General features: G+C 59.8%; 13 protein-coding genes. 1 reads left to right on the top strand and 12 read right to left on the bottom strand.

Annotated features, from left to right (window positions below; all coding sequences use genetic code 11):
* Window positions 1-7 precede the first annotated feature (7 nt).
* The 9 genes from ACTNBB_RS03905 to ACTNBB_RS03865 form a co-directional block, all read right to left on the bottom strand.
* A complete protein-coding gene (locus ACTNBB_RS03905; RefSeq protein ID WP_055251548.1) occupies window positions 8-739 on the bottom strand; it encodes an amino acid ABC transporter ATP-binding protein in 732 nt (243 codons plus the stop codon).
* A 382-nt stretch (window positions 740-1,121) separates the two neighbouring features.
* Window positions 1,122-1,565 (bottom strand): GatB/YqeY domain-containing protein, encoded by a 444-nt coding sequence (locus ACTNBB_RS03900; RefSeq protein WP_427795123.1) that lies wholly within the window; start codon window positions 1,563-1,565, stop codon window positions 1,122-1,124.
* 54 nt (window positions 1,566-1,619) lie between these two features.
* Complete coding sequence (locus tag ACTNBB_RS03895) at window positions 1,620-2,843, bottom strand: peptidylprolyl isomerase (RefSeq protein WP_441056401.1); 1,224 nt, start codon at window positions 2,841-2,843, stop codon at window positions 1,620-1,622.
* Window positions 2,844-3,022: 179 nt separating this feature from the next.
* On the bottom strand, window positions 3,023-3,490 hold the full coding sequence (locus tag ACTNBB_RS03890) for a PTS sugar transporter subunit IIA (RefSeq protein ID WP_441056400.1): 468 nt from the start codon (window positions 3,488-3,490) through the stop codon (window positions 3,023-3,025).
* Window positions 3,491-3,555: 65 nt separating this feature from the next.
* Window positions 3,556-4,023 (bottom strand): PIN domain-containing protein, encoded by a 468-nt coding sequence (locus tag ACTNBB_RS03885; protein WP_427793750.1) that lies wholly within the window; start codon window positions 4,021-4,023, stop codon window positions 3,556-3,558.
* The gene (locus ACTNBB_RS03880; protein ID WP_441056399.1) at window positions 4,020-4,364 is read right to left on the bottom strand and encodes a type II toxin-antitoxin system RelB/DinJ family antitoxin; all 345 of its coding nucleotides are present in this window, start codon (window positions 4,362-4,364) and stop codon (window positions 4,020-4,022) included. Before ACTNBB_RS03880 ends, ACTNBB_RS03885 begins: the two co-directional genes overlap by 4 nt.
* Window positions 4,365-4,600: 236 nt before the next feature.
* Entirely contained in the window at window positions 4,601-5,308 is a 708-nt protein-coding gene (purN, locus tag ACTNBB_RS03875) for a phosphoribosylglycinamide formyltransferase (protein WP_441056398.1), read from the bottom strand.
* Window positions 5,298-6,401, bottom strand: a complete 1,104-nt coding sequence (gene purM, locus ACTNBB_RS03870; protein ID WP_441056397.1) for a phosphoribosylformylglycinamidine cyclo-ligase — start codon at window positions 6,399-6,401, stop codon at window positions 5,298-5,300. The genes purN and purM overlap by 11 nt, the downstream gene beginning before the upstream one ends.
* A gap of 156 nt (window positions 6,402-6,557) precedes the next feature.
* Complete coding sequence (locus tag ACTNBB_RS03865) at window positions 6,558-8,228, bottom strand: amidophosphoribosyltransferase (protein WP_441048755.1); 1,671 nt, start codon at window positions 8,226-8,228, stop codon at window positions 6,558-6,560.
* A gap of 297 nt (window positions 8,229-8,525) precedes the next feature.
* Between ACTNBB_RS03865 and ACTNBB_RS03860 the strand changes: the two genes are divergently transcribed.
* Window positions 8,526-9,755, top strand: a complete 1,230-nt coding sequence (locus tag ACTNBB_RS03860; protein ID WP_441015242.1) for a putative ABC transporter permease — start codon at window positions 8,526-8,528, stop codon at window positions 9,753-9,755.
* A gap of 106 nt (window positions 9,756-9,861) precedes the next feature.
* Here ACTNBB_RS03860 and ACTNBB_RS03855 read toward each other — a convergent pair whose 3' ends face one another.
* The 3 genes from ACTNBB_RS03855 to purE all read right to left on the bottom strand — a co-directional run bounded on the left by ACTNBB_RS03855 (window position 9,862) and on the right by purE (window position 11,919).
* Window positions 9,862-10,278, bottom strand: a complete 417-nt coding sequence (locus ACTNBB_RS03855; RefSeq protein ID WP_154516726.1) for a molybdenum cofactor biosynthesis protein MoaE — start codon at window positions 10,276-10,278, stop codon at window positions 9,862-9,864.
* 142 nt (window positions 10,279-10,420) lie between these two features.
* Window positions 10,421-11,419: a sortase domain-containing protein gene (locus tag ACTNBB_RS03850; protein WP_441057972.1), complete on the bottom strand. Its 999-nt coding sequence runs from the start codon at window positions 11,417-11,419 to the stop codon at window positions 10,421-10,423.
* A gap of 35 nt (window positions 11,420-11,454) precedes the next feature.
* Complete coding sequence (purE, locus tag ACTNBB_RS03845; RefSeq protein WP_154516732.1) at window positions 11,455-11,919, bottom strand: 5-(carboxyamino)imidazole ribonucleotide mutase; 465 nt, start codon at window positions 11,917-11,919, stop codon at window positions 11,455-11,457.
* Between the last annotated feature and the right edge of the window lie 206 nt (window positions 11,920-12,125).

Genomic DNA, 12,125 nt, shown 5'->3' with positions numbered 1-12,125 from the left:
ACCGCGCCTAGTGCAGAATCTTGGACAGAAACTCGCGGCAGCGCGGGTTCTCGGGGTTATCGAAGAAGTGCTCGGGTGTGCCCTCCTCCAGGATGCGGCCGTCCTCCATAAAGATGACGCGGTCGGCCACCTGGCGCGCAAAGCCCATCTCGTGCGTCACGCAGATCATGGTGATATCCTCCTGCGCGAGCTCAATCATAACGTCCAGGACTTCCTGGACCATCTCGGGGTCGAGTGCCGAGGTCGGCTCGTCAAACAGGATGATGGGCTGCTTGGTGCACAGGGCACGGGCAATGGCGATGCGCTGCTGCTGACCGCCCGAGAGGTTCTGCGGATACTCGCCGGCCTTATGCGCCATGCCGACGCGCTTGAGCGCGGCGATGGCGATCTCGGTCGCCTCCTCCTTACTCTTCTTTTGCAGCTTGATGGGCGCGAGCGTCAGGTTGCCCAGCACCGTCATGTTGGGATATAGGTTGAACTGCTGAAACACCATGGAGCTGTACTTACGAGCCATCTCCAGATGATTCTTCTTGGTGAGCGGCGTACCGTCGATGATGACCTCGCCCGACGTGGGCTCCTCCAGATAATCGACGCAACGGATGAGCGTGGACTTGCCCGAGCCGGAAGGCCCGATCATTACGAGCTTCTCGCCGCGCTTGACGGTGAGGTTGATATCTTTGAGCACATGCAGGTCGCCAAAGTACTTGTTGAGATGCTTGATCTCGATCATGTCTGCCATGAATATCCCTTCCCTGTGCTTACACGAATTGCTCTATTTTACGGAAAGAACCACGTTTCCGCAGCCCACACTGCATTCCCGTAAAGAACCCGCAACCTTTAACCCACTCATTGGGGACCACTCATTGGGGACAGGCTTAAATGAGTACCCAGCCCAGCAAAAAGGGGCGCGACCATGACGGCCGCGCCCCTCAAGACCCGAAAATAATACAACCGCCCTTGTTGAGCATAAGTCAGCGAAAACCCGTACACGCGAGCAAGGTGACGTGAAATGAAAGGGCGCAGACCTCATGGTCGCGCCCTTGAAATTGAACGTCAGATTGCCGCGTGTACGGGTTTGCAGCGTCGAGCCGTTACGCGGTTTGGTAAAACCGCGTAACAAATTACGCGAGTTTGCCGCCGACGATCTTTGCCGCGGCCGGTTTATCGAAGTTGCCGCCGGTGGCCTTGCCGAGCGCCCCCATAACCTGGCCCATCTGCTTCTTGGACGTGGCGCCCAGCTCGGCGATGACCTGCTCAATCAGAGCCTCGAGCTCCTCGCCCGAAACCTGGGCGGGCAGTAGGCTCTCCAGAATCTTGACCTGCTCGGTCAGGTTGTCGGTACGATCTTGATCGGTACCGGCTTTGATGGACATCTCCAACGTCTCGCTTGTCTGCTTAATCAGACGCTTGATCATGCTGTTGACGTCTTCCTCGGTCACGTCGCGGCGCTCGTTGACCTCGATGTTCTTAACCTCGGCCTTGACCTGGCGAATGATAGACAGGCGAACCTTGTCCTTGGCCTTCATGGCGGCAATCATTTCCTGCTGCAGCTCTTCGTTGGTCATCTGCAAATCCTCCTCAATAGTGTGGGCGGCACTCGCACGAGCACCGCCCCTTGATTACTCAGTCGTCGACGAATCGTCGGTCGAGCTCTTGGTGACGCCCTTCAGGCTTACGTTATAGGGCACGTCCTTGGGCATGGGGTTGACGGTAATGTCGGCATCCTTCGTGTACTTCTCCAGCCACTCGTTGTATGCCGTGCCCGATGCCTGGGTCTTCACCACATTGGAAACGTACTTCTTAATAGCCTTGGGCACCTGATTGATGTCATCGACCTGGCCATCGACATGGAAGTAGTCGGTGCACTTGATGATGTGGTAGCCATACGTCGACTCGACCACATCGCTCACATCGCCCTTGTTAAGGCCCTCGAGCGCCGTCTGGTAGCTGTCGACAAAGGTAGTGAGCTTATCCCAGCCCACGTCACCCTTCTTCTCCTTGGAACCGGTGTCGTCGGAATACTGCTTCACGGCATCCTCAAAGCTCAGCTCGCCGGAGTTGATCTTATCCAGGCACTCCTGCGCCTTGGCCTTGGCGGCGGCCTTGTCCTCGTCCGAAGCGTCGGAATCAACCTTGATCAGGATGTTCGACGAGCGGCGGGCATCGTTGTAGTTAGACAGGTTCTCGTTAATGTAATCGACAATCTCGCTGTCCTTGGGCTTGCTGGTGGGAGCAACGGTATCCTTAAGCTTCTGCTGCGCCAGGCTCTCCTTGAGCGAGTCCTTGTAGGTGTCCTCGGTATAGCCGTAGGTCTTAAGGGTCTCCTTAAAGGTCTTGGCGCCGCCCGCGCTCTTGCAGGCGTCCTTCCAAGCCTTCTCTACTTCCTCGTCCGAAACCGTCACGCCGTTCTCCTTCTGCGCCTGCTGGAGCAGAATCTGCTGCGTATAGGAATCGATGAGCTGTTTGCGGTACTTCTTGGGCGTCAGGTCGTTATTGACCAGGTACTGCGCCCAATCCTTGTCCTTGGTGTAGCCATAGGACGTGCGCATGCTCATGATCTGCTTGGTTACGGTGTCCTCGGTGAGATTGGTTCCGTTGACGGTAGCAGCCACACCGCCGGTCAGTTTGTAACCCGAGTTATTGTTCTCGGTCTGCGACATCAAACCGGAGCACGCCATGGCCGAGACGGAAAGCAGCATTGCCAGCACGCCGATAACCACCAGAACGATCTTGACGGTCTTGGACACATAGGTCTTGCGCTGCTTCTTGCGAGAGCTGGAGGCGGCGCGGGACCGTTGCTCGGGCGTCGGTGCGGCCTCTGGGTTCTTTTTCTTGTTTGCCATAGTTGGCCTTTCGCATCACGAATCGAACAAACGTCATTGTGTCACAACGCAGCCCCGCGGCACACCTGGTGCATGGGAGACAGGTCAATCTGCACCATTTTGGTGCAAAGGGGACAGCTCCGACAGCTGGGGACGTTCCTTTTCTGCCGGCAGTTAGGGACAGTCCCCAAATGCCGGCCCTAGAAGTGGCGGCGGATGGCGTCGACCATGCCCTGGGACGAAGTCTGGCCGAGCACGTCGGCTGCGGCGTCAGCATCCATAAAGATATTCATAAGCGCTTGCAGAGCCTCGACCTGGCCGCCCGGCTCGGCAATACCCAGATTGATGATGATCTGCGCCGGCACGGGGGCACCCATGCCCGCCATAGCATTGAACGTCACGGGCGCGGAGGGCTTAATCACCGCGATATAGGGCTTAGCCACAAACCCCGGATCGGTATGCGGAATGGCAATATTGGCCACCGGCATGGCGAGGCCCGTGGGATAGATGTCCTCGCGCGTACGGACGGCATCGAGCCAACCGGACGCAATGTAGCCGCGCGGAGCAAGCTCGCCCTCGAGTCGCGCAAACACCTCATCCGGCGTCGCGCACTCCCAATCAAAAAACACCAGCTCAGGCGCGAATAGCATCTCGGCGTTATCCGCCATACCATCCTCCAAAGTTGCATGAGGTTCACAATGCCCCATATGATAGCGAAACCAGACAGGCAAGGTTAGCCGAGGATCCCAATCATCTCGAGTGCGCGGGCAGGCGTCAAGCACACCTCGGGCATCGCCTCCAGCATGCGCCGATCGCTCGTGACCACGTAGTCAACATCTGCCGTCTCGCCCGAAGCGATGATAAGGTTGTCTTCGAGATCCGGCATGCGCTTGCCAAGCATGCGCGCCATCTCGCACTCCGCCAACGAAAGCGGAGAGGCAGTTGCCACCTGCATCATGTGCTCGATGCAGGCCCATGACGCCGAGGCAAACGAAACGTTAATCCCATTCGCATTCCGCCGGGCCAGACGCCGAGGCAGGATATAGAACACATCCTTTACCGTCGTGGGCGCGTACAGAAGGTCAATCTTTCCCGCCTCGGCCAGTTCAACTAATCTCTTCGCTTCGTCGAACGCCCCCTCTTGCAGGTAATAATCGAGCCAAACGTTCGTATCCACCAAGAGATGCTTTGCCTCAATCATCGGCAATTCGCCTCGGTGTCGGCAATCATCGCGTCATACATATCATCTCGTACGGCATCCCAGTCTTCCGCAGATGATTCAGCTGGCGCAAAATCCGAAGCACGTAGCCCCAACGAAGAAAAAGCCAGGCCACATCCCTGCTCGGCCAGACTCTCCGCACGGGGTGCCTCGCACTTATCCGTCACCATGAATCCCGGCAACGCTTGATGCTCGACAAGATAAGCCCAAAGCGCACGAACGGCATCGCTCGGCCCCAATCCATTGCGAGCCAGGACCGCATCGCCACCAGCTTTGAGCATAGGATCGATTCGCGTATTGAGCTGCACCGTCGCTGTACCCATAGCGGCTCCTCTCTACTTGCTAGCAGTATAGCAAACATAAAAGGCCACGCAAAAGGGCCCCGCCCACACACGGACGAGGCCCTATCGGATTTCTTGGAATGGGAATGGTGCCCGTCACGTTATCCAAAGCCCAAAATCAAAGAGGTGTATTAAGCTGATTGGGGCACATGTGATTCCATATGCCCCAATCAGCTTTTTTGATAGTTTACATTGCAAGGAAAACCAGGCGAATCCTTTTACGCACGACGGCGCGCCGGATCAATTGCCACCTTACCGCTCTCCAGCACGTGGACGCGGCCGTCAGCGAGCATCTGCACGACTTCGGGATACAGCACGTGCTCGATCGCGTGAATGTGCTCCTCGAGTGTGTCGACGTCCCAGCCTTCCTCAACGGCCAGCGCGCGCTGGGCGATGATGGGACCGTTGTCGTAGATCTCGTTGGCAAAATGCACGGTCACACCGGTCACCTTGACGCCGCGCGTAAAGGCATCGTCGATCGCATGCGCACCGGTAAAGCTCGGCAGCAGCGCCGGATGCAGATTGACAACGCGGTTGGGGAACGCCGCCAGCAGCGGCGTATGCACCATGCGCATGTAGCCAGCCATGACCACATACTCGCAGCCGCGCTCGAGAAGCTCGTGCGCAATAATCTCGTCGGCGGCGATAGGGTCGGCGTAGACATCCTTGGAGAGCGTCAGCGTCTGGATACCCGCACGCTCTGCACGCTGCAGGCCCTTGGCCGAAGGACGGCTCGACACCACGAGCTCGATCGAAGCATTGAGCTTGCCGGCGGCGATCAGGTCGATCAACGCCTGTAGGTTGGTGCCCGAACCGCTGATGAGCACGCCGATCTTGAGCGGCTCGGTGGTATCGGTGCCGGTCGGACGGGTGTAGGGCACAAAACCCAGGCCCTCGGCGGCAGCCATCTGCTCGTTAGCGCTCATCGGAGTACACGACCTTACCGGAGCCCTCGACGCATTCGCCCACGCGGAACGGCTTCTCGCCCAGCGCGACCAGGGCATCGGTTACCGCGGCCTCGTCTTCGGGAGCGACAATCAGGCACAGGCCGACGCCCATGTTGAAGGTCTTGCATGCCTCGTTGGGCGTAAGCTCGGCCTGGCGCGAAACATAGGTGATGACGGGCGGAATGTCCCAGCCCATCTCGGCGCCATTGCGGGTGACCACGGCGTCGACGTCGTCGGCCAGCGCACGGTTAAGGTTCTCGGTGATGCCGCCGCCGGTGATATGGGCGATGGCGTGCACCGGAGCGCCGCCGCGGAGCAGCTCAAGAATCGGCTTGACGTAGATGCGCGTGGGAGCCAGCAGAGCGTCTGCCAGTGATGCGCCGCCGAGTTCCTCGATCGGACGGCTCAGCTCCTCGGCCTTAGCGGCGGCCTCGGGCGTACCAGGCTTGATGCCGTCAACGCCGATGACCTTACGCACGAGCGAGTAGCCGTTGGAGTGCACGCCGGTGGAGGGAAGGCCCAGAATCACGTCGCCGGGGCGGACGTTGGCGGGGTCGAGCATCTTGGGACGGTCGACGACACCCACGGTAAAGCCGGCGAGGTCGTAGTCGGCGGGAGCCATGACGCCCGGGTGCTCGGCCATCTCGCCGCCCACGAGCGCGCAGCCCGCGAGCTTGCAGCCGTCTGCCACGCCCTTGATGATCTTTGCCATGTGCTCGGCCTCGATGTGGCCGATGGCAACATAGTCCAAAAAGAAGAGCGGCTCGGCGCCCGAAGCCAAAATGTCGTTGACGCACATGGCGACCAGGTCCTGGCCCACCGTCTCGTGACGGTCCATGATCTGGGCGAGGACGAGCTTGGTGCCCACGCCGTCGGTACCGCTGATCAGGATCGGGTCTTCCATATCCTTAAGCGCGGCGGCCGAGAACAGGCCGCCAAAGCCACCGATGCCGCCGATAACCTCGGGACGGTTGGTATCCTTAACCATTTGCTTAATAGCGTCGACGGCGCGGCCGCCCTCGGCGGTGTCGACGCCGGCATCCTCATACGTCACATGCTTGCTGTCGCTCATCTGAGCCTTCCTCTCCCACTACCGTTTGACACACAGACGCCAAACAGTGCCCATAGTTGCCCTCAAGTTGGCGCACACGGTAACAACGCGCGCCGCCAAATCAACAAAACAGCAGGTAAAACCTACCAAAATAAACCTGTCCCTAAATGGCAGGTTTTAGGCCTCGCCGTGCTTCTCTTCCCAGCTGCGGTCATCGTATTTCTCGACCACGGCGTCGTCGCCAAAGTGCAGCGGCTTATCCAGGTTGCGGGGCTTAAAGCCCTCCATAAACTTGTCGCGGCCAAAGCTCTCGGGAATCGCCACGGGATAACGGCCGGTAAAGCACGCATCGCAGTAGCCGCCCTTGGGCATGACCTTCAGCAGGCCCTCGACCGAAAGGAAGGCCAGCGAATCGGCGCCAATGTACTCGCAGATCTCATCGACCGTCTTGTTAGCGCTGATGAGCTGCGACTGCACGTCGGTATCGATGCCGTAGAAGCACGGCCAGATGACCTCGGGCGAGTTGATGCGGATGTGAATCTCCTTGGCACCGGCGTTGCGCAGCATCTTGACGAGCTGCACCATGGTGGTGCCGCGAACGATGGAGTCGTCGATGACGACCAGGCGCTTGCCCTCGATATTGTCGCGCAGTGGATTGAGCTTCATGCGCACGCCCATGGCACGCAGCTCCTGCGTGGGCTCGATAAACGTACGGCCCACATAGCGATTCTTGATGAGGCCCTCGCCAAAGGGAATGCCGCTCTCGCGCGAATAACCCTCCGCAGGCGGCAGACCGGAGTCGGGCACGCCGATGACCAGGTCGGCATCGACGGGCTCCTCGTGTGCCAGCTGACGACCCATGTCGTAACGGCAGGCGTAGACGCTCTTGCCATTCATGATGGAGTCGGGGCGGGCAAAGTAGACCTGCTCAAAGATGCAGTTAGCGGGCTCTTTGGCAGCGGGCACACCCTGCTCGGATACCAGGCCCTCGGCACTGATGCGCAAGATCTCGCCGGGGCGGACATCACGGACATACTCGGCGCCCACGATATCGAGTGCACATGTCTCGGAGGCAACGACCCAGCCGCCAGCGCGCGTGACATGAGCGGCAGCGTCGACCCTCGCGGCGTCGTCTTGCGACGGTAGCTGCGAAACGGATGCGGCGTCGGCCTGGTCCAGGCCCTCGTCCACGAGCTTGCCCAGCACCAGCGGACGAATGCCATGCGGGTCGCGGAAAGCGTAGAGTGCCTGCTCGTTGATGAGCGTCATGGCGTAGCCGCCGCGCACGAGCTCCATGGTCTTGCGAATGCCCTCGCGCAGGTGGCCCGTACACTGGGTAAAGTAGCCAATGAGCTTGGTCGCGACCTCGGAATCCGAATTGGAGAGGAACGGCACGCCGAGCTCGATCAGCTGGCGGCGCAGCTCGTCAGTGTTAACCAGGGTGCCGTTGTGCGCAAGCGCGATGATGACGCTGTTGATGGTGGAAAGATGCGGCTGCGAGGCTTCCCAGCTCTTGGCGCCGGCGGTGCCATAGCGCACGTGGCCCACAGCCAACTGGCCGGAGAGCGTCGACAGGTCGGCGTTGGAGAACACGCGATCGAGCAGTCCCAGGTCTTTGCGAACCATAACCGTGCCGCCATCGCCCACGGCGATTCCCGCCGATTCCTGGCCGCGATGCTGCAGCGCACGCAGACCAAAGTACGTCAGTCGAGCCACGTCGCGATCGGGTGCCCACACACCAAAGATGCCGCATTCCTCATGCAGCTGGTCGGAGTCCGGATCATACGTCGACATGGTCGTCAGCCGTCCCGTAGCACGCTCGGCCGCGCGGATGGTTTCTTGAGACATGGCATCCCCTCAGAGCCTCGTTATTTGGCGTTACTTGCCCTATTATACGCACGGCAAGACAAGCACTCCCGCGCATGAACAGCGGTTTTTAAAAGCCCACCGAGCTTATAATCCGTTTTGCGGCCAAACATTTTATCGGGCAACCCGCCCTCGGGGCCAAAGGTCCCGTATGTTTCCGTCGCGACGCGTCTCGCCCACCGTTAGGGCTTACATTGCTGCAATTGGGCCATTCGTCCTGTCTTTAAGCAGGTCGGCGGCGTATCCTTGTAACCTACAACAAAACGAGAAAGGTTCCGTATGGATCGAAACGAACTCGACCCCAGCGTCCCCAGCGCCACGGAGGTCAAGAAGATTCCCCTCATCATTAAGGTGTACGCCGTCCTGTGCATCCTGTCCGGCGTAGGCACGCTCCCTTCGGTCGGCGCCTTTATGTGGCAGGTCATCACCGCGCTCATCAACGGCAACGCCGCCGCCAAGCTCGGCGACAACACGCTCGTCGCGGTCGGCCTTATCGTCGCCGGCATCATGCTCTCGGCGGCGAGCGCGGTCATCTTGATCATCTTTGGCCTGGACCTCATCAAGAACCAGCGCCGCAACGCCGCGCGCCTGTCCTATATCCTTATCGCACTTACCGTCGTTGAGCTTTTGGTCGACGTGATGCTCCAGGGTATCGGGCCGTTCTTGCTGCGCCCCGCCATCCAGCTCGGCATCCTCGTCGCGCTTTCGGCCACTGTTGACCCAACGCTTCGTCAGGAGCGCGAACTGCAGCGCCGCTTGCAGGAGATGCTCGATCGCGACGCCGCCGCCGAGGGCATGCTCGGCCGCGATGAGACCGGCGAGGGCTACATCAAGCTCAACTACTTCAACCTGTTTTGGGTATTCTTTGTCTGCTGCGTGCTCGGTCTGATCCTGGAGGACATCTGGCACATGACGGTCGACGATCCAGGCGTCTACCAGAACCGCGCCGGCATGCTATTTGGCCCCTTCAGCCCCATCTACGGATTTGGCGCCGTACTCATGACCATGGTGCTCAACCGCTTCTACAAAAAGAACCCCATCATTATCTTTTTGGTGAGCGCCCTGCTTGGCGCAAGCTTTGAGGTCTTTGTGGGCTGGTTTATGCAGACCTCGTTCGGTGTGGTCTCGTGGAACTACTCGCACATGAAGCTCTTTGGCATGCCCGATCCGCTCGCCGTGCTTACGGGCGGTCGCACCTGCACGGGCTTCGCCTGCCTGTGGGGTCTGGGCGGACTCATCTGGATCAAGCTGCTGCTGCCCAGATTGCTCAAGCTCATTAACATGATTCCCTGGAAGAATCGCTACTCAGCCACCGTCATCTTTACCATCATCATGCTGGTCGACGGCGTCATGACGCTGCAATCGCTCGACTACTGGTACCAGCGTGTCAACGGCACGGCCAGCGATATTCCCGTTGCGCAGTTCTACGGAAAGTACTTCGATAACGAGTATATGGAAAATCGCTTCCAGAGCATGACCATGAGCCCCAAGGACGCCACACGCGTGTAGCGAGCGCCGGCACAAAACAGCCCCAACACACCAAAGCCCGCTGGCAGATCTACACGAGCTGCCAGCGGGCTTTTGCTATAGACGTACACGGGTTGCCGGCTAGGCGTTACGCTTCGCGCTCGACCTCGCTCACGCACTCGTTCTTGATAGTGCCGACGAGCGCCTGCAGGGCATCGACCACATGCGGGCGAATGTCTCCGCCAATGAGCACGAGCATGATGTCGTCGCCCACGGCAAGCTCGCCGCTCGCCAGCCATACGCGCACATAGCCGATGCCGGGCATCGCGCGCGTCGCCTCGATGGCAGCCTGCACCTTGCTGGCGTCGTAGCCAAACACCACGCCGCCCACCTTGTGGCCCGGCGCCACGCCATCGGTCTCGACACCGCGCGCCTCGGACTTGGGTGTCGCACGCACCACGCCATTGTGCGTCAGGTACATGCCACACGCCGGCGCCGAAGCGTCGGCCTTGGCTTCGCGCAGCCACGCATCGACCGAAGGCATCAATTTGCCGCTTTCAAGCATCATTTCTCCTTTTTCCGCCGTCGAGTAGCTAATTTGGGACGGGGCTCTTTTAGCTACCCCCGTCACCTAACCCAGCAAAATCATTCTGCATATCCGGGGTAGCTAAAAGAGCCCCGTCCCAAATTAGCTACTCTCGAACCACTTATTCCTCGACCGGCGTGAGTACCATGACTGCGCGCGTATTGCTAAATGACAGTGAGCGGCAGGTCACAAGTGTTACGACCTTGGTTGCCGAAGCGGCACGATCGGTGGCATCGCTCGCCACGGCAGAGGCACCGTCGAGCATCTCGGACAGATAATTCGTCAGCCCGTCGTCGCCCTCAAAGTTGGTCGCGCGCGCCTTGGAGTACGTATCCTCAACCACCTTGGTCGCCAGCGGTCTCAGCTTATACGTGCCATCGCGCGTGATGTAGTACACGTACTCGATGCTGTCGAACGTCGCCTGGTCGGTGGTGTCCGAGATCACATTAAACATCGATCCGTCGTTCATATGGTGGCCGTAGATTGTCGTCTGCTGGTCCACCATGCCCGGCGCGACATCTTCGAAGTCCAAGAAAATCGCACCCGATGCATTGGACGTACCGTCAAACAGCGTGTTGAGGTATTTAGAGTTGTCCTTGGCCTGCACCACGGGATAGTTGATGTTGGTATCCGGCACATAAATCCATCCCACGATCTCGGGATTTGCCTTAGCAAGAGCGTCAAAATCGACAATCGGCACACCGCTCGCATCCTTATCGCTCACGTACTGCTTCTCGATCTTTTGGTACGAATCGCTCGCCTGCTTGTAGCCAATCTGTGCATTGATAAAGATGGCGGCAGCGGCAACGATCAGACCGACACCGATAATGATGAGCAGGATGGGAAAAACGGAACTGCGCTTTTTGCGCGGCGGTTCGGTGTAATCCGACAGCGCGGCATGCGATGAAGACCGGGGTGGCTTCTTAGCTGCGCTATAAGACGAGGGACGATACGCCGCCGGCGTGTCCTGGCGGCGGTGCGTCGCCGGCGTCACAGGACGCGCCGCTCGCGGCTGCTGAGGAGAGGATGTCCGACCCTGCTGCGCCGCATGGGTAGCACCCGGCTTCGACGGATCGGGAACTTGAGAAGCCTTGAATCGTTTTCCCTGATAATCGGACATGGCTCTCCTTATACTGCGATGAAACGGCGGAACGCTTAGGCGTCAGCCATCTCCTGCTTCATCTTCTCGATAATTGCGCGATACTCGGGATCGCAAGCACCCAGAATCTGCGTGGCGTAGATGGCGGCGTTCTTGGCGCCGTTGATGGCAACGCATGCCACAGGCACGCCCGAAGGCATCTGCACCATAGACAGCAGCGAATCCATGCCGCCCAGATCACTCGTCTTCATAGGCACGCCGATAACCGGCAGCGGCGTAAAGGCAGCCACGACACCGCCCAGATGCGCGGCCTTGCCGGCTGCGGCGATAATCACCTTGATGCCACGGTCGGCGGCAGTCGAAGCCCACTCGTGGACCTTCGCCGGCGTACGGTGCGCGCTGGCAATCACGAGCTCATAGGGCACACCGAGCGCCTCGAGCTCGGCGGTGCAGCCTTCCATAACGCCCAGATCGGACTTGGAACCCATGATGATCCCGACAACCGGCTTTTGATCTGCCATAAACAAAGACCTCCTGTTGAGAGCGGTGACGCGGCCAATCCGCGACCCTTAACTACTGAGAGTAGTATAGCTGCTCCCGTCCCTGCGGTCTTTGTGGCGGGGGGGGGGGGGGGGGGGGGGGGGGGGGGGGGGGGGGGGGGGGGGGGGGGGGGGGGGGGGGGGGGGGGGGGGGGGGGGGGGGGGGGGGGGGGGGGGGGGGGGGGGGG

The sequence above is a fragment of the Collinsella sp. HCP28S3_B9 genome (assembly GCF_052066095.1).
GTDB lineage: Bacteria > Actinomycetota > Coriobacteriia > Coriobacteriales > Coriobacteriaceae > Collinsella.
Note: the sequence above shows the minus strand (reverse complement) of the source record. Positions and strands in the feature narration are given on the sequence as shown.

What these genes read in the sequence shown, in the direction of transcription:
- ACTNBB_RS03895 (WP_441056401.1), bottom strand. Translation starts at nt 2,843, where the DNA reads ATGGCAAACAAGAAAAAGAACCCAGAGGCCGCACCGACGCCCGAGCAA.
- ACTNBB_RS03855 (WP_154516726.1), bottom strand. Translation starts at nt 10,278, where the DNA reads ATGCTTGAAAGCGGCAAATTGATGCCTTCGGTCGATGCGTGGCTGCGC.
- ACTNBB_RS03865 (WP_441048755.1), bottom strand. Translation starts at nt 8,228, where the DNA reads ATGTCTCAAGAAACCATCCGCGCGGCCGAGCGTGCTACGGGACGGCTG.
- ACTNBB_RS03890 (WP_441056400.1), bottom strand. Translation starts at nt 3,490, where the DNA reads ATGGCGGATAACGCCGAGATGCTATTCGCGCCTGAGCTGGTGTTTTTT.
- ACTNBB_RS03860 (WP_441015242.1), top strand. Translation starts at nt 8,526, where the DNA reads ATGGATCGAAACGAACTCGACCCCAGCGTCCCCAGCGCCACGGAGGTC.
- purM (WP_441056397.1), bottom strand. Translation starts at nt 6,401, where the DNA reads ATGAGCGACAGCAAGCATGTGACGTATGAGGATGCCGGCGTCGACACC.
- ACTNBB_RS03850 (WP_441057972.1), bottom strand. Translation starts at nt 11,419, where the DNA reads ATGTCCGATTATCAGGGAAAACGATTCAAGGCTTCTCAAGTTCCCGAT.
- ACTNBB_RS03880 (WP_441056399.1), bottom strand. Translation starts at nt 4,364, where the DNA reads ATGGGTACAGCGACGGTGCAGCTCAATACGCGAATCGATCCTATGCTC.
- purE (WP_154516732.1), bottom strand. Translation starts at nt 11,919, where the DNA reads ATGGCAGATCAAAAGCCGGTTGTCGGGATCATCATGGGTTCCAAGTCC.
- ACTNBB_RS03900 (WP_427795123.1), bottom strand. Translation starts at nt 1,565, where the DNA reads ATGACCAACGAAGAGCTGCAGCAGGAAATGATTGCCGCCATGAAGGCC.
- ACTNBB_RS03905 (WP_055251548.1), bottom strand. Translation starts at nt 739, where the DNA reads ATGGCAGACATGATCGAGATCAAGCATCTCAACAAGTACTTTGGCGAC.
- ACTNBB_RS03885 (WP_427793750.1), bottom strand. Translation starts at nt 4,023, where the DNA reads ATGATTGAGGCAAAGCATCTCTTGGTGGATACGAACGTTTGGCTCGAT.
- purN (WP_441056398.1), bottom strand. Translation starts at nt 5,308, where the DNA reads ATGAGCGCTAACGAGCAGATGGCTGCCGCCGAGGGCCTGGGTTTTGTG.